At 72.6% G+C, this 14,654-nt stretch carries 19 protein-coding genes; 13 read left to right on the forward strand and 6 right to left on the reverse strand.

Annotated features, from left to right (window positions below; genetic code table 11):
* Window positions 1–66: 66 nt before the first annotated feature.
* The 10 genes from HQQ88_RS16810 (at window position 67) to HQQ88_RS16855 (ending at window position 4,979) form a co-directional block, all read left to right on the forward strand.
* Window positions 67–534 carry an Asp23/Gls24 family envelope stress response protein gene (locus HQQ88_RS16810; RefSeq protein WP_123353902.1) on the forward strand — a complete coding sequence of 156 codons (468 nt, stop codon included), beginning with the start codon at window positions 67–69 and terminating at the stop codon, window positions 532–534.
* Complete coding sequence (locus HQQ88_RS16815; RefSeq protein WP_123291766.1) at window positions 531–722, forward strand: DUF2273 domain-containing protein; 192 nt, start codon at window positions 531–533, stop codon at window positions 720–722. The genes HQQ88_RS16810 and HQQ88_RS16815 overlap by 4 nt, the downstream gene beginning before the upstream one ends.
* Window positions 719–1,036, forward strand: a complete 318-nt coding sequence (locus HQQ88_RS16820; RefSeq protein WP_123291765.1) for a hypothetical protein — start codon at window positions 719–721, stop codon at window positions 1,034–1,036. Before HQQ88_RS16815 ends, HQQ88_RS16820 begins: the two co-directional genes overlap by 4 nt.
* Window positions 1,037–1,045: 9 nt before the next feature.
* Window positions 1,046–1,621 carry a DUF6286 domain-containing protein gene (locus tag HQQ88_RS16825; protein WP_111084757.1) on the forward strand — a complete coding sequence of 192 codons (576 nt, stop codon included), beginning with the start codon at window positions 1,046–1,048 and terminating at the stop codon, window positions 1,619–1,621.
* Window positions 1,618–2,181 carry a hypothetical protein gene (locus tag HQQ88_RS16830; protein WP_173170406.1) on the forward strand — a complete coding sequence of 188 codons (564 nt, stop codon included), beginning with the start codon at window positions 1,618–1,620 and terminating at the stop codon, window positions 2,179–2,181. Before HQQ88_RS16825 ends, HQQ88_RS16830 begins: the two co-directional genes overlap by 4 nt.
* A 98-nt stretch (window positions 2,182–2,279) precedes the next feature.
* A complete protein-coding gene (locus HQQ88_RS16835; RefSeq protein ID WP_123291762.1) occupies window positions 2,280–2,453 on the forward strand; it encodes a CsbD family protein in 174 nt (57 codons plus the stop codon).
* Between the two features lie 76 nt (window positions 2,454–2,529).
* A complete protein-coding gene (locus HQQ88_RS16840; protein ID WP_173170408.1) occupies window positions 2,530–3,612 on the forward strand; it encodes an Asp23/Gls24 family envelope stress response protein in 1,083 nt (360 codons plus the stop codon).
* On the forward strand, window positions 3,609–4,025 hold the full coding sequence (locus HQQ88_RS16845) for an MFS transporter permease (RefSeq protein WP_131880374.1): 417 nt from the start codon (window positions 3,609–3,611) through the stop codon (window positions 4,023–4,025). Before HQQ88_RS16840 ends, HQQ88_RS16845 begins: the two co-directional genes overlap by 4 nt.
* Window positions 4,026–4,063: 38 nt before the next feature.
* Window positions 4,064–4,255, forward strand: a complete 192-nt coding sequence (locus HQQ88_RS16850) for a hypothetical protein (protein ID WP_111084762.1) — start codon at window positions 4,064–4,066, stop codon at window positions 4,253–4,255.
* Between the two features lie 73 nt (window positions 4,256–4,328).
* Complete coding sequence (locus tag HQQ88_RS16855; RefSeq protein ID WP_367917042.1) at window positions 4,329–4,979, forward strand: gamma-glutamylcyclotransferase family protein; 651 nt, start codon at window positions 4,329–4,331, stop codon at window positions 4,977–4,979.
* Here the strand turns inward: HQQ88_RS16855 and HQQ88_RS16860 are convergent.
* From HQQ88_RS16860 to rimK, 4 genes are read right to left on the reverse strand one after another with little or no spacing between them, the layout of a single operon-like run.
* A complete protein-coding gene (locus HQQ88_RS16860; RefSeq protein ID WP_173170410.1) occupies window positions 4,955–5,941 on the reverse strand; it encodes an NAD-dependent epimerase/dehydratase family protein in 987 nt (328 codons plus the stop codon). The two genes, HQQ88_RS16855 and HQQ88_RS16860, sit on opposite strands and share 25 nt — an antisense overlap.
* Window positions 5,938–8,652, reverse strand: a complete 2,715-nt coding sequence (locus HQQ88_RS16865; RefSeq protein ID WP_367917043.1) for an alpha/beta fold hydrolase — start codon at window positions 8,650–8,652, stop codon at window positions 5,938–5,940. Before HQQ88_RS16865 ends, HQQ88_RS16860 begins: the two co-directional genes overlap by 4 nt.
* Window positions 8,649–9,755 (reverse strand): 3-oxoacyl-ACP synthase III, encoded by a 1,107-nt coding sequence (locus HQQ88_RS16870; RefSeq protein ID WP_123939401.1) that lies wholly within the window; start codon window positions 9,753–9,755, stop codon window positions 8,649–8,651. Before HQQ88_RS16870 ends, HQQ88_RS16865 begins: the two co-directional genes overlap by 4 nt.
* 53 nt (window positions 9,756–9,808) lie before the next feature.
* Window positions 9,809–10,987, reverse strand: coding sequence for a 30S ribosomal protein S6--L-glutamate ligase (gene rimK / locus HQQ88_RS16875; RefSeq protein WP_123291758.1), 1,179 nt, complete (start codon window positions 10,985–10,987; stop codon window positions 9,809–9,811).
* Window positions 10,988–11,334: 347 nt separating this feature from the next.
* Here rimK and HQQ88_RS16880 point away from each other — a divergent pair, with 347 nt between their 5' ends.
* Genes HQQ88_RS16880 through HQQ88_RS16890 form a run of 3 tightly spaced genes read left to right on the forward strand, consistent with a single transcriptional unit; the run spans window position 11,335 to window position 12,956 of the window.
* Window positions 11,335–11,811, forward strand: coding sequence for a hypothetical protein (locus tag HQQ88_RS16880; RefSeq protein ID WP_173170412.1), 477 nt, complete (start codon window positions 11,335–11,337; stop codon window positions 11,809–11,811).
* Window positions 11,808–12,440: an RES family NAD+ phosphorylase gene (locus HQQ88_RS16885; protein WP_173170414.1), complete on the forward strand. Its 633-nt coding sequence runs from the start codon at window positions 11,808–11,810 to the stop codon at window positions 12,438–12,440. Before HQQ88_RS16880 ends, HQQ88_RS16885 begins: the two co-directional genes overlap by 4 nt.
* Window positions 12,441–12,473: 33 nt before the next feature.
* Entirely contained in the window at window positions 12,474–12,956 is a 483-nt protein-coding gene (locus HQQ88_RS16890) for a RimK/LysX family protein (protein ID WP_173170416.1), read from the forward strand.
* Between the two features lie 118 nt (window positions 12,957–13,074).
* Here HQQ88_RS16890 and HQQ88_RS16895 read toward each other — a convergent pair whose 3' ends face one another.
* Both HQQ88_RS16895 and HQQ88_RS16900 read right to left on the reverse strand, forming a co-directional pair.
* A complete protein-coding gene (locus HQQ88_RS16895) occupies window positions 13,075–13,968 on the reverse strand; it encodes a hypothetical protein (protein ID WP_216834985.1) in 894 nt (297 codons plus the stop codon).
* 119 nt (window positions 13,969–14,087) lie between these two features.
* The gene (locus HQQ88_RS16900) at window positions 14,088–14,648 is read right to left on the reverse strand and encodes a TetR/AcrR family transcriptional regulator (protein ID WP_173170418.1); all 561 of its coding nucleotides are present in this window, start codon (window positions 14,646–14,648) and stop codon (window positions 14,088–14,090) included.
* Between the last annotated feature and the right edge of the window lie 6 nt (window positions 14,649–14,654).

Here is a 14,654-nt window from a genome sequence, read left to right on the forward strand (position 1 = left end):
AGCCCGTCTCATCCGTGAACAGCAACCGCTGGGAACGCCCGGCGGGTCACTCGGAAGGAACGAACCATGGCTGACTCCATCACCACCACCCCGGCAACCACCGCTGCGGCCCGTGCCACCTCGCACGCCGGCTCGAACAGCGGCGTCACAGGCAAGACCGTCATCGACGACACCGTCGTGTCGAAGGTCGCCGGCATCGCGGCCCGCGAGGTCAACGGCGTGCACTCGCTCGGCGGCGGCGCTGCCCGTGCGATCGGCGCCCTCCGCGACGCGATCGGCCAGCGCGACTTCGGTCAGGGCGTCAAGGTCGAGGTCGGCGAGAAGCAGGTCGCCGCGGACATCGTCATCGTCGCCGAGTACCCGGTGTCGCTCCAGCAGGTCGCCGACGGCGTCCGCAGCAGCGTCGCACGTGCCCTCGAGCAGATCGTCGGCATGGAGGTCGCCGAGGTCAACGTGACCGTCCAGGACGTCTTCATCCCGGGTGACGACGACGACAACGACAACGACGAGAAGAAGGAAGCGCGAGTCGCATGAGCAACACACTGATCGGTGCCCTCATCGGCGCCGTCCTCGCAGTCGTCGCACTGCAGTTCGGGTTCTGGGGCTTCGTCCTGGTCATCGTCTTCGGTGCGATCGGGGCCCTCGTGGCCGCCCTCGCCACCGGCAAGATCGACCGTGGCGCCCTGACCGACGTGCTCACCGGGCGCCGGAGCTCCCGGTGAACGCCGGCCCGGACGTCGTCCCGGGCCGCGTCGAGATCACCGCTCGTGCACTGACCTCGCTGGCGCGGGCCGTCGCAGCCGAACGGCTCGGCGCCCCCGCCAAGCGGGTCAGGGTCGGTCTCGGAGACGCGGCCGGAGCGATGGCCCTCGACGTCACCGGCCCGATCGCCGCGGGCGACGACCTCGTCGCCCGTTCGGCCCAGGTCGCCGACGAGGTCAAGCGCCGCGTGAGCGAACTCACCGGCCGACGCGTCGGCAGTGCCCACATCGAACTCACCGGGATCGTGCGCGAGCGCGAGTCCCGAACCCGGTAGGAGACCATCATGAGCAACGGTTCCGTCGAACGACGCATCCGTCGTCGGAGCGTGCACCGCTCCCGCTCGACCGCAGTGGCGGTGGCGCTGGTGGTCCTCGCACTGGTCGCCGCGTGGATCGGCACGGAGTCGGTCCTGCGGGCGATCGGGCGGCCTCCGCTCCTCGCCGACCCGCAGACCGCCGTCGACGCCGCACTGCAGCCCGACGCCGCGTTCGTCACGATCGCCGAGGTCATCGCCGTCGTGCTCGTGGTCCTGGGCATCGTGCTGATCGTCCTGGCCCTGAAGCCGGGCCGCCAGCACCGCTCCGTCGTCCAGCACGACCGTGGCGCCGTCGTCATCGACACCCGCATCGTCGCCTCGACCGCGGCCAACGCCGCCGGGACGGCCGCGGGGGTCCCCGAGGGCAACGCCTCGGCCACCGCCCGCGGTCGCCGCACCGACGTCCGGATCGTGCCCGTCACCGGCATCCCGGTCGACGAGCAGGCCGTGCAGGCAGCCGTCCGCGACCGCCTCAGTGGTCTCGACGAGCGGTTCGGCCAGAACATCCGCGTCCGCATCGACGAGAAGGGGACCCTCGCATGACCAAGAGCAACCGGACCATGAACCGGATCATCCTCCTCGTCCTCGGCCTCGTCGCCGTCGTCGTCGGTCTCACGATCGGCGCGGGCGTCGTGCCCGCCGTGCAGGACGCGATCAAGCCCACCGTCGACCTGCCGAGCAGCCTGGACGTCCCCGCGTCCTCGCTCTGGATCGTCGCCGCCGCCTGCGCCGTCGTCATCGTGCTCGCCCTGGTCTGGGTGTTCACCCGCGGCGGGGGCGGCACGTCCGTCGCCGTCCGCGAGCGTTCCGGTGAGGACGCCGTCACGGTGAACGTCGCACTCGTCCGCGACGTCGTCGAGCACGAGCTCGCCGGGGTCCGCGACGTCGTCGGCTCCCGGGTCGACACCTACCTGGTGCGGAAGCAGCGTGCCGCTCGCATCCGCGTCGCGGTCCGCCGCGGCGGGGACGCCGTCTCGGTGCTCGACGCCGTCGACCGCGCCGTCGCGGTCCTCGACCGCACGCTCGGCCGCCAGGTGCCCGTCCTGGTCCACCTCACCGGTGGGACCCGTTCGGCGCTCGCGAAGTCGACGCGCGTCCACTGACACCCGTCAGCCGGACGCGACCCCGGGCCTCCCGGCCCACCGAAGACCCACGCAACACCCACCACCGGGCGCACGCCCGACCGATGAAAGGACCCGTCATGGGACTCGACGACAAGATCAAGAACGCTGCTCAGGACCTCGCCGGCAAGGCGAAGGAAGCCGTGGGCAAGGCCCAGAACGACGACTCCAAGGTCGCCGAGGGCCAGAAGGACCAGGCCTCCGCGAGCGTCAAGAAGACCGGCGAGGACGTCAAGGACGTCTTCAAGAACTAGGACGCTCGATGCGTGTCGGGGCACTCGCGACGTCGAGTGCCCCGATGCGTTCCGCGGACCCGAACGAGGAGGAACCATGCAGCACGACCCCCATGCGCACACGCAGGTCACCGAGGTGGCCCTGCCCGCAGAACTGACGGAGCCGCTGCCCGACGACGCGACCCCCGCGATGCTCATCGCGCGAACCGCGGCGGAGACGGCGCTCGGCGTGCCCGGCGTGCACCACCTCGGCGGGACCGTGTCCCGAGCCGCCGACGAAGTGCGGAAGCGGCTCGGCCGCTCCGCCGGGACCGCCGGTGTGCAGGTCGACGACGAGGACGGCACCTTCGCGGTGCAGGTCTCCGTCATCGTGACCTATCCGCAGAACGTCCGCGAGGTCGCCGACGAGGTGAAACGACAGGTCGCTGCAGCAGCCGGCCAGGTCGCATCCGCGCCGACGACCGTGGACGTCCGCGTCCTCGACGTGCACGGGCCGTTCGACGACGAGCCCTCGCCCGTCGAGCGTGCGGCCACCGCCGTCGGCGATGCCGTGCAGGATGCCGCCAAGGCGACGAGCGAGACCACGAAGCGCGTGGCGACGGCGACCGTCGACGCCACGAAGCAGGCGGCCGACGCGACGGCCGAGGCGACCAAGCGCGCCGCCGACGCCACCGCCGACGTCACGAAGCAGGCAGCCGAGGTCACCGCCGACGCCACCAAGCGTGCCGCCGACGCGACGGTCGACACCGCCAAGCGTGCTGCCTCGGCCACCGCTGAGGCCACCAAGCAGGCCGCTGACCAGGCCGCGGACGCCACGAAGCGTGCGGCCGACGTCACCGCGGACGCCGCAGAACAGGCCGTGGACGCGACGACCGCCACCGCCGGCCGTGTGCACGAAGCCGCGTCCGATGCGCTCGACCGTGCGTCCGAGGGCGCACGGGACGCTGCCGACATCGCGCGCGACGCGGCCAGCAGCGCACGTGCGGCCGTCGTCGACGAGGACATTGCGACCCCCGTCGTGGCCTCCGAGACGGCTGCCGATGCCGCCGTGCGCGCCGCCGACTCCGCCGAGGACGCCGCGCAGGACGCCGCCGACGCCGCAGCCGACGCCAGCGAGGCAGCGCGGGCAGCAGCCCGCGACGCCGACCAGCCGACCGACCCGACCACGGACCGACCGTGACCACCGCCTGGTCCGGCGGTCGTCGGCCCCGCACCCGTCAGCCCCGGCCGCGCGGTGTGTGGATCGCCGGTGGCATCGGCGTGGTCCTGGTCGCCGGGGTCCTGCTCGGGGCGTTCCTGCCCCTGGTCGGGTTCCTCGGCGGCGTCACCGCCACCACCGCCGGCCTCGTGCCGTTCCCGTTCGTGCGGGTCACGGTCGTCGCGGTCCTCGGGCTGATCGTCGTGCTGGCGCTCCTCGCCATGGCCCTCACCCGTCGGCACACCACGACGGCGACGATCTCGGTCGTGCTCGCCGTCCTGGTGAGCATCGCCGTCACGATCGTCCCCGTGGTCCTGGTGGCCGTCGGGTCCGCCGACCGCGCCGGGGACGTGTGGCCGATCGTCACCGAGCTCTGGCAACGCTTCACCGGCTGATCCGCCGGCACCTGCACCACCGACCAAGGAGTCCCACCATGCGCAACCGCATCATCGTCATCGGCCTGATCGTCCTGATCGGGTTCTGGTTCGGCTCCCGCGCGAACCGTCCGGTCATCAAGACGTCCAAGGGCGAGACCGTCCGCAAGGCCTGGAACGACCCGCACGCCCGCAAGGCCCGCAAGAAGCTGGGCAAGAAGATCGCCAAGGCCGCCAAGCGGCACAGCTGACGACCGGGAGGCCCGGATCACCTGCGCCGATCGGCGCGCGTGATCCGGGCCCCGCGTCCGCTACCCTCGCGACGTGAAGCGTCTCTCCCCCGGCCAGCGCTGGGTCATCGGTCTCGGCGCGTTCGCGCTCGTCTGTCTCGTCGTCGGCATCATCGGTCTGGTCGTCGGCGTCAGGAACCGGTACGGGTGCCTCTCGGACGGAGACGTCTGGCCGCAGGAGCGCTGCCTCGGCGATGACTCCGGCATTTTCTGGGGCAGCGCCCTCGGCATCATCGGCCTGCTGCACCTCGGCTTGACCGGCCTGGCCGGTGCGCTCGTCTGGACCTCGACCCCGGCCATCGCTCCTGGCCCCGCTGAGCGCCCCATACCGGGCGCCGGTGCGACTCACCGGGTGTTCTCGTACGGCACGCTGCGGCAGCCGCTCGTGCAGGAGTCGCTGTTCGGCGGCCACGTCCCGACCACCCCGGACACGCTGCCCGGGTGGCGGCTCGACTGGGTGGCGATCACCGACCCCGAGGTGGTCCGGACGAGCGGCTCGGACCTGCACCCGATCCTCCGCCGGGGTGCACCGGACGACGTCGTCGAAGGTGTCGCCCTGACCCTCGGCTACGAGTGGCAGCTCCGCGCGGTCGACGACTACGAGGTCGCTGACTACCAGCGCATCCGGGTCGAGCTCACCTCGGGTCTGTCCGCCTGGGTCTACGTGGCGGCCGACGAGGCCTGAGCCGCCGCCAAGCGCGCGAGGCCCTCGTCGATCGACACCGACGGGGACCACTGCAGGTCGGCTCGGGTGCGGCGTTGGTCGAACCAGTGCGCCGTCGACAGCTGCTCGGCGAGGAACCGCGTCATCGGCGGCTCGTCCTGCCCCGGACGTACCCGCCACACGGCCTCGACGAGCGACCCCGCGGCCCGGGCCACGACAGCCGGCACGTGCCACCGCGGTGCCGCGACCCCCGAGGCCGCGCAGATCCCGGCGAGCAGGTCCGCGACGGGCCGGGGTTCGCCGTTCGTGACGACGTAGGAGTTGCCGTGCACCCCGTCGTCGGCCGCGTGCTCGAGCGCCGCGACCATGGCGGACGCGGCGTTGTCGACGTAGAGGGTGTCGATCAGGGCGGCACCGGAGTCGAGCAGCGGGAGTCGCCCGGCCCGTGCCCGCTCGACGATCCGGCCGATCAGCTGGGTGTCCCCCGGCCCCCACACCAGGTGCGGGCGGACGGCGACGACGGCGAACCCAGGAGCGTCGGCGTCGAGTGCGAGGAGTTCGGCCGCGGCCTTCGTGCGGGCGTAGTCGCCTCGCGCGTGCTGCGGTTCGGCGACACCGGCTCCGGCGCCGACGAGCGACGACCCGGTGTGCGCGACCGACGGCGACGAGACGAACACGAACCGCCGGGCGCCGGCACGGCGTGCGGCGTCGACGAGTGCTCGGGTGCCGTCGACGTTCACACGGACGAAGTCGGCCCGGTCACCCGCCAGGGAGACCTTCGCGGCGAGGTGCACGACGGCGTCGACCCCGTCGACCGCGCGTGCCACCGCGGCGGCATCGGTCATCGAACCGGCGACGTCCTGCACGCCCGCGACCCCGGACGGCCGTCGCTGGAACGTGCGGACCTCGTGTCCGGCGTCCCGCACGGCTGCGGCGGTCGCCTGTCCGAGGAACCCGCTGGCGCCGGTGACCAGGACCGTCACGGGCGGGCCATCCGTCCACCCGACAGCACCGCGGTCGCCCAACGGGACAGCCGGGCGCGGTCGACCTTCGAGTTGTGCCGGATGTCGGTCGGCAGCACGGGCACGGTCAGCACCGCTGCGAGCGGGACCCCGGCCGCGGCACGGACCGAAGCGGCCAACGCCGGCGGAGCCAGGGCAGGCCGTCGGGCACGTCGCCCGCCGGTGGTCTCGACCACGGCGACGACCTGCTGCGTTCCGCGCGGGCCGATCCCTGCGACGCCGGCACGACCGACCCCGGGTACGCCCTCGATGCGCTGCTCCGGTCCGACCGGGGTGACGACGCCGTCGGGCGTGGTGAGCACGTGCTGCATCCGCCCCTCGACCCAGAGGCGCCCGGACGCGTCCAGGTGTCCGACGTCACCGGTGCGGTGTCCGCGCGGGTCCTCGACGCCGAGCCGCGCGACGCGGTTCGTCCGCCAGAGCCGGTCGTAGTGGTCGCGCACGTGTGGTGCCACGACGACGATCTCGCCGGTGACGCCCGCCGCGTCGGTCAGCCCACCGGTCGCTGCACCCGCGGCGTCGAGCGGCGCGATCCGCACCCGCACGTTCGCCGCCGGGAGCCCGACGCAGATGCCCTCGTCGTCCGAGGCCGCCGCCGAACGGACGCCGTCCAGGTCGACGTCGGTCATGAGCAGCCCCTCGGTCATGCCGTAGGGGGTGTGCGCACTCGCGTTCGGCATCAGCTCGGTCGCCGCGGTCAGCAGCGCGGCCGACACCGGGGCGCCCGCCGACAGGAACAACCGGACGCGCGCGAGTGCCGCACGGTCGGCGTCGGTCAGCACCGATGCCGTCGCCACGACGTTCGCCAGCGCCGCCGGCGACAGGAACACGACGGTCGCGTCGGCAGCGGCCACCGAGGCCGCGACGGCGCGCGCGGTCAGGGTCCGGGGCGCGGTGACGTCCATGTCCGGCGCCACCGACCGGGCCCCGAGGGCCGGGCCGAGCAGCGCGAAGGGTGCGAAGCCCGCGACGAGGCCGGTGCCGACACCGATGTCGTACTGGGCCGCCAGGACGTCGCGGACGGCACCGAGCTGTCCGTGCGTGTAGACGACGCCCTTCGCCGGGCCGGTCGAACCGGACGTGAACAGGATCGCGGCCGGAGCATCGGACGCCGGCACCGTGGGCAGCACGGAACCGTGCGCGAGCCGACGGGCACCCCGCCGGGCGACGTCGACGAGCGTGTGCTCGACGCTCAGCGCACGCCGTGCGGGTGCGGGCAGCGGGACGGTCGCGATGCGCCGACCCGGCCAGCCGAGTGCACGAGCGGCTCCGAGGCCGGGCAGCGCGCCGATGATCCAGTCGGGCCGGGCTCCGCGGACCGCACGGGTCAGACCGCGCAGCCCCAGTCCGGCATCGGCCACCACGACGACCGCGCCGATCCGCACGCAGGCGTACAGGACGGCCGTCAGGTCGGCTCCCGGGGTGACGAGCAGCGAGACACGGTCACCGCTCCGGACACCGAGGTCGTCCAGCCCGGCGGCGATCTCGTCCACACGACGGGCGAGCAGGCGCCACGTGATCGTCCGGGGGCCGCCGGCCGCGGCCATCTCGACCAGGGCGGGTTCGTCGCTGTCGCGCAGGTCCTCGAGCGCGGCGCCGAGCGGGCGGCTCACGTCGGTCGACTGGTCGGCGTCGACCGGGAGGCCCGTCTCGGCTGGAGCAGGCACGTGTCCGTCCGGCAGACGGTCACCGATCCAGTCGAACACCGCCCCCGCCACGTCGGCGTCGTCGGGCAGCAGGTGGCCGGCACCCTCGAAGCGGTGCACGTCGGCGTGCGGCAGCCGCTCGGACAGGTCGTCGAGGTAGCGCTCCAGGAACACCGGATCGCGCGGACCCCAGAGCAGCAGCGCCGGGACGTCGAGCGCAGCGACCCCGGCGGCGATCCGGTCGAGCTCGGGCGCACTCCGGTGCCGGGCGTCGACGGGGATGTCCGCCACGAATCCGCCGATGCCACCACGACGCGCGGCGCCGCGGTAGGGGGCACGGTAGCCGTCGGCCACGGCACGGTCGAGCTTCGGGTGGGCGATGCCGAGCGTCGTCTCGAGGAACGCCGGCGTCACGACGGTCGCACGGCCGAGCAGCCCCGGGCCCAGGGCGAGCCGCAGCGGCGCGGGGATCGGGGCGTCGTCGGGCTGGTGCACGGCGGTGTTGCACGTCATCACGGCAGCCAGGACGTCGGGGTGGTCGACCGCCCATCCGAGCGACACGACGCCGCCCCAGTCGTGGCCGAGGGTGACGACCGGGCCGGTCAGCCCGAGTTCGTCGGTCAGGGCGCCGAGGTCCGCGACGCGCTGCGGCAGCCCCCGTTCCACCCCGGTGCGCTCCGAGAAGCCCATGTCGAGCTGGTCGACGGCGACCACGCGCCAGGCCGGGCCACCGGCCTGGGCGACCTCGAGCGAGGTGCGGAGCACCGACCGCCACAGGTACGACCACGTGGGGTTGCCGTGCACGCACAGGATGGTGCCGACCGGTTCCACGCCGAGCGCCGCCAGGGACCCGGCCGTGTCGAGGAGGTGCCAGGTGCGCGCGGCGCGATCCGTGCCTCCCGTCCGCTCTGCAGACCACGCGGGGACCGTGACCAGGCGTGACCAGGCCGGGTCGAGTCCGGGCAGGGACGGCGGCTGCGTCGCCGGAGCCGTGCTCGCGGCGACGCGGGGCAGCCGGGACCTCACCAGTGGAGTTCCATCATCGCCGTGTTGATGCCGGAACCGACGCCACCCAGGAAGACGCGGTCACCGCGACGGATGCCGCCGGACTCGACCTCGTCGGCCAAGGTGATCGGGATCGACGCCGGGCCGACGTTGCCGAAGCGCTGGTAGGTGGTGGGGACCTTGTCGCGCGGGATGCCGATGGCCTCGACGAACGCGTTGGTGTGCACGTCGGAGACCTGGTGCAGGACGTAACGGTCCATGTCGGCCCAGTCGAAGTGGGCACGGGCCTCGGTCCAGGCCGCGACGACGAGCTCCATGCCGCCCTTGAGCAGCATCTTGGCGTCCGTGAACATGCCGTCCACGCTGCCGACGCACAGGTCGTACCACTGGGTCGCCGCGCGGGTGACGCCGCCGACGATCCGGTGTCCTTCGGGGTGCAGGTCCGCCGGGCCGAGCACGGCGGCCGCGGCACCGGACCCGAGGGTCAGGCTCGCGAACTCGCTCATGAAGTCCTTGCGGTTCCGACCACCCTGGTTCAGGCGGTCGATGGTGTTGAGCTGCACCTGGTCGGCGTCCTCACCGTCGACGACGAGCGCGTACTTGATCTGACCGGAGTCGATCATGCCCGCGGCGACGCTCATGGCGTTGACGAACCCCAGGCAGGCGTTCGCGATGTCGAAGTTGATCGCGGACGACGGCAGACCGAGCCCGTGGTGCAGGCGCACGGCGACCGACGGCTCGAGGTGCGGACGGGTCACCGAGGTGTTGATCAGCAGCCCGATCTCGTCCGGACGCACCCCCGCCTCGGCCATGGCACGACGGCCGGCGTCGATGGCGGCGTCCTGGAAGGTCTGGCCCTCGCCCCAGTTGCGGCGCTCGATCACACCGGCGACCCGCTCGAGCAGTCCCATCGGCAGGCGGAGGCGGCGGAGCACGCCGCGCAGCTTGGCCTCGATGTCGGCGGAGGTCGTCACGCGTTCGGCGGTCGTCGTCGCCACGGACAGCAGCGAGACGTTGTGGTGCTTCGCCGTGGCGTTGCCGGGCTGCTCGGGTTCACTGCTCGGCGCCCGGTCACTGCTCGCTGCCCGGTCGACCGGCCGTTCCGTCATGATCGTCACCGACACATACTTCCTCATTTCACCTGTGTGTGCAGTCCGGCTCGGCTGGACGCGCGGTGTCAGGCGTCCTTCGGGAGCTTCCGGATCTTGCTGCGACGGCGTCGACGGTCCGGCACCATCGAGCGCATCTCCTCGAGCTTGCCGAAGCAGAGCAGCCGGTCACTGGCCTGCAGCTCGACGCCACTGCGCGGGTTCGGGATGACGGTCGCGCCCCGGTGCAGGGTCAGCACCGTGATGTCCCGGTCCCACAGCCCGGACTCCTTGATCGTCTTCCCGACCAGGTCGGCGTTGGTGTGCACGAGCAGCTCGGCGACGCCGTAGCCCGTCGAGACACTGAGCCGCTGGCGCACGTCGATCTCGGGGAAGGCCACCTGGTTGCCGATGAAGTCGATGATCGCGCCCGCGACGTCCAGGCCCGTCGCACGCTCGATGCCCTCGAGCCCCGGTGACGAGTTGACCTCCATCACGAGCGGACCGTCGTTGCCCTCGAGCATGTCGACACCGGCGACCTTGAGCCCCATGATCTGCGCCGACCGGACCGCGACCGCCTCGTACTCGGGCGACAGCGTGACCTTCTCGACCGTGCCGCCACGGTGCACGTTGGAGCGGAACTCGTCCCCCGACGCCGTCCTGCGCATCGCGGCCACCACCCGGTCGCCGACGACGAGCGCGCGGATGTCACGGCCACGGCTCTCCGAGATGAACGACTGGATCAGGACGTTCTGCTTCGTCGAGTGCAGGGTCTCGACGATCGACTCGGCGACCTTCTCCTCCGGTGCCAGGATCACGCCGATCCCCTGCGTGCCCTCGAGCAGCTTGATCACGACCGGAGCCCCGCCGACCCGTTCGATCGCGCCGCGGACGTCGGCCCGGCTGTTCACGAACGTCGTCGCCGGCATGCCGATGTGGTGGCGGGACAGGATCTGGTTCGCCCGGAGCTTGTCGCGGGAGTTCGTGATGCCCGTCGCGGTGTTCGGCGTGTACACGTCCATCTGCTCGAACTGCCGCACCACCGCGGTGCCGTAGTAGGTGATCGAGTTGCCGATCCGGGGCAGCACCGCGTCGTAGTCGGACAGGAGCTTGCCGCGGTACAGCAGGTCCGGGTCCTCGCCGGACAGGTCGATCGCGAAGCGCAGCGTGTTCAGCACCTTGACGTCGTGGCCGCGGTCGAGCGCCGCAGCACGGAGGCGCTGGGTCGAGTACGCCTGCGGGGCGCGGGACAGGATGGCGAGTTTCATCGAGGGGTTCTCCGCGGGGTGGGATCGACGGCGACGGTCCATCCAAGCACGCCCGCGCCGCGGCGCCGCCGACCGCCTTGCAGAGCGAGCGCGTTGTACTCTTTTGACGCATGTGCGGTACGCTGGATTGACTGATCGGACGGTGCGCAATGGCGAAGAACCAGCACGGTCTCCGGGCGACCCGGAGCAACCGGACCCCTCGACTCGCAGGGTCCGGACGGTCGACGTCGCGGCGACCCGCGTCGTCCGAGTGGCGTGTCCGATCGCGCAGACCGTCCTCGACCGAGGCGGTCGCGCCACCGACCACGACCTCCACCGGTCCGGCCGACGACCTCAGGGATCGCCTCGTGGCCGCACTCCTGCGGCACGTCGACCTGATCGACCTCGCCGAGGTCGAGCGGGTGAACGGATCGATGGACGCCGTCGCGGAGCGGATGCTCGCCAGCATCCCCGGCGCCGATGTGCTCGACGAGCGCGTCGGACCGTTCTACGACACTGCCGGCCTGCGGAAGTGGTTCCAGATGAGCCGGCAGACCCTCGACGCGCAGGCCAAGGTCGGCGACGTGCTCTGCGTGCTGTCAGCCGACGGCTTCCGGCTCTACCCGTCGTTCCAGTTCGATGCACGGGGCATCCTGCTGCCACGGTTGCGCGATGTCCTGGCCGGCCTGGACCCCGACCGGGTCGACCCCTGGGGCGAGGCCGTGTGGCTGAACGCGCCGGCGGACGAACTCGACGGACTCACGCCGGCCCAGGCGCTCCGGACGGACCGCGCGGACGAAGCGGTCCGTCTCGCCGCACTCGCCGGAGCGTTCCGACTCGGATGACCACCGTCGCACGCACCGACGTCGTCCAGACCGCACCACCGGCCGGTCTCGACCTGACCGGCTTCCCCAACGGGGGCAGACTCCCCACCGAGGTGTTCCGCGCGCACCTCGCCGAGTTCGCGCCCTGGTACTTCGCCAGCCACCCCCACGGCCGCTTCAACCTCCGGGAGCCGAACGGCACGTGCTGCTTCGCAGCCGCGGCCTCGACTGCTGTCCGAGAGTTCTTCGGCCCGAAGGTCCGCCGCAACGAAGTGAGCGCTGCCGACGCTGCCGCCCTCCGCGTCTCGACGATCACCCCGCCGTCCGATGCGAGCTCCGCCCACGTCAGCGGCGCGGGCGCTGCACGCTTCGGGGTCACGAGCGAACTCACGACCATGGGCGACTACGCCGTGACGCAGGCATGGGCCGAGCTGTTCAAGGACCGGGTCGATGCACTCCGCTACGACTCGAGGTTCGACCCGGGGGGCGAGGCGTGGGCACTGTTCGGGACCGCGGGGCCGGCACCGTCGCTCGGCGGCGCGACCGCGGTCATCGACGGAGCACGTGCGGCCGAGGCAGCCGGCGTTTCGGTGCTGCCCGGGCCGCCGCGGAAGAGCGCCGTCCGGATGGTGCCGAACCCGCCCGCCTGACCGGCACAGTCGCGCATGGGACAGGATGGGCACATGGCCCGTGCTCCGAAGTCCCCCGACGGCGGACTCGTCGTCGCCGGCTGGCGCGAGTGGGCCGGCCTGCCGGACCTCGGTCTGCCGTGGATCAAGGTCAAGCTCGACACCGGTGCACGCAGCTCGGCACTGCACGCGTTCGACCTCGAAGAACTCCCGGGCGACCGGGTCCGGTTCTCCGTGCACCCGTGGCAGGACACCGATGCCGACGCCGTCACGATCGAGTACGACGTGCACGACCGGCGCATCATCCGCAGCTCGACCGGGCACACCCAGGAGCGCATCGTCGTGCTCACCACGATCACCCTGGCCGGGCGCGCCGTCGTGTCCGAGGTCACCCTGAGCAACCGCGACCAGATGGGGTTCCGGATGCTCGTCGGGCGCGAGGCCCTCCGACAGGGCTTCCTCGTCGACCCTGCGAGGTCCTTCATGGCCGGTCGGGCGCCGAAGGAGATCCGGCGCCGCAACCGCGGGCGAGCCTGAGCGCTGCTCGCCACGCGGCACGGGCCGTGGGCGCGACCGATCGGCGGCCTGGAGGCGCGGTGCGGGGACGCCACGGGCCTCCCGTCCGCCTCGGCGACCGCCCAGGGCGCGGGCTGGGTCAGCGACCGAGGTGACGGCCGAGGAAGGCGAGTTGCTGCGGTGCCAGGCGGCGCCAGTAGCCGTGCGTGTGGGCGCCGGGCTCGAAGCCCCCGGCGGGCGGCGTCGCGAAACCGTCGACGTAGGCGTGCGCCGCCGGAGCGAACCCGTCACCGTTGCCGCAGTCGACACGGACGGCGACCCCGTCGAGCGCGCGCTGCCGACCGAGGACCGTGTTCGCACGGAAGTCGGCCGCGTCGTCGAAGGCTCCGCGGGCGGTGTCCGCTGCTGACGTCCAGAGCGCCGGACTGATCGCCGACACGGCGCGGACGCGGGACGCACCGAGCACCCCGCCGAGCCGGAGGGCGCCGAACCCGCCCATCGAGTACCCGGTCAGCGCGAGCCGGTCGGTGTCGAACCCGCGCCGCGCGATCCGGGGCAGGAACTCGTCGACGACCATCGCTGCGGGGTCGTCCCCGTCGGAACGGTGGTGCCAGTAGCGGTTGCCGCCGTCGATCGAGGCGATCGCGAACGGAGCGCCGCCACCCGTGATGTGCGCCGCGAGGAACCGGTCCCATCCGAGCTCCCGCCCGAAGAACGCCGAGTGGTCGTCGCCGTAGCCGTGCAACGCGACGGCCACCGGCAGCGGGGTGTCCGACGCCGGAGCGGCGATGGTCCAGCCGACCGTGCGCCCCTTCCTGGAAGCCGACACGAAGGTGCCGGAGACCGAGGGGACCGGGTCGACGTCGGGGATCGTACCGTCGGCACCGTTGAGCCCGAGCACGCGGTACATCGTCGACCGACCCGGCAGCAGGTCGAGGTTCACCGCCTCGGCGGCTGCACCCGCGGCGACGATGCCGACTCCCCCGATCAGCAGCGACCGACGGGTGATCGTCGACGCACGCGAACGGGTCATCCGAGGGGCACCGTTCCGTCAGAGGTCACGCGCTTCATCACGAGGGTCGAGGAGAGTCGCTGCACACCGGGCAAGGTACCGAGCGCAGCGTCGGAGAACCCCGGGGCGCTGATGAGCGGTCAGGATGCCGCGACGAGCGCCGCGGCGACCGCACGCGCCGTCGCCGTGCCGACCGACGGATCGCGCAGGCGCATCGCGAGGTACCCGGAGACGACGAGCAGCAGCTGGTCGGCCAGGGCGCCGGCGCGCTCGCCGACGACGGGCGCGGCACGTTCGGTCAGCCGGGTCCGGAGCGCACCGGTCTCGCGGTCGAGCACCTCGTGCACCTCGGCTGGGGCGTCCGCGTACTCGGCAGCGGTCCCGAGGAACGCGCACCAGCGCGAACCGGCGGCGGTCGACCGGTAATCGTCGAGCGCGTCGAACACCGCGAGCAGGCGGCCACGGTCGTCCGGAGCAGCCTCGACCGCGCGGTCCCACGTGGCGAGCCAGTGGTCGTGCCGGCGATCGAGGGCCGCGGCGACCAGGGCTTCCTTGCTCGCGTACCCGCGGTAGAGCGTGGCGCTCGAGATCCCGGCGCGGTCGAGCACGGCGTCGATCGGGGTGGCGGCGATGCCCCGCGTGAAGAAGAGCTCCTCGGCCGCGTCGAGCAGCCGCTGCTCGGTTCCTGGACGCATCGCCATGCAAGC

Source organism: Curtobacterium sp. VKM Ac-2861, assembly GCF_013204965.1.
Lineage (GTDB): Bacteria > Actinomycetota > Actinomycetes > Actinomycetales > Microbacteriaceae > Curtobacterium.

What these genes read in the sequence shown, in the direction of transcription:
- HQQ88_RS16810 (WP_123353902.1), top strand. Translation starts at nt 67, where the DNA reads ATGGCTGACTCCATCACCACCACCCCGGCAACCACCGCTGCGGCCCGT.
- HQQ88_RS16815 (WP_123291766.1), top strand. Translation starts at nt 531, where the DNA reads ATGAGCAACACACTGATCGGTGCCCTCATCGGCGCCGTCCTCGCAGTC.
- HQQ88_RS16825 (WP_111084757.1), top strand. Translation starts at nt 1,046, where the DNA reads ATGAGCAACGGTTCCGTCGAACGACGCATCCGTCGTCGGAGCGTGCAC.
- HQQ88_RS16830 (WP_173170406.1), top strand. Translation starts at nt 1,618, where the DNA reads ATGACCAAGAGCAACCGGACCATGAACCGGATCATCCTCCTCGTCCTC.
- HQQ88_RS16835 (WP_123291762.1), top strand. Translation starts at nt 2,280, where the DNA reads ATGGGACTCGACGACAAGATCAAGAACGCTGCTCAGGACCTCGCCGGC.
- HQQ88_RS16840 (WP_173170408.1), top strand. Translation starts at nt 2,530, where the DNA reads ATGCAGCACGACCCCCATGCGCACACGCAGGTCACCGAGGTGGCCCTG.
- HQQ88_RS16850 (WP_111084762.1), top strand. Translation starts at nt 4,064, where the DNA reads ATGCGCAACCGCATCATCGTCATCGGCCTGATCGTCCTGATCGGGTTC.
- rimK (WP_123291758.1), bottom strand. Translation starts at nt 10,987, where the DNA reads ATGAAACTCGCCATCCTGTCCCGCGCCCCGCAGGCGTACTCGACCCAG.
- HQQ88_RS16885 (WP_173170414.1), top strand. Translation starts at nt 11,808, where the DNA reads ATGACCACCGTCGCACGCACCGACGTCGTCCAGACCGCACCACCGGCC.
- HQQ88_RS16890 (WP_173170416.1), top strand. Translation starts at nt 12,474, where the DNA reads ATGGCCCGTGCTCCGAAGTCCCCCGACGGCGGACTCGTCGTCGCCGGC.
- HQQ88_RS16895 (WP_216834985.1), bottom strand. Translation starts at nt 13,968, where the DNA reads ATGACCCGTTCGCGTGCGTCGACGATCACCCGTCGGTCGCTGCTGATC.
- HQQ88_RS16900 (WP_173170418.1), bottom strand. Translation starts at nt 14,648, where the DNA reads ATGGCGATGCGTCCAGGAACCGAGCAGCGGCTGCTCGACGCGGCCGAG.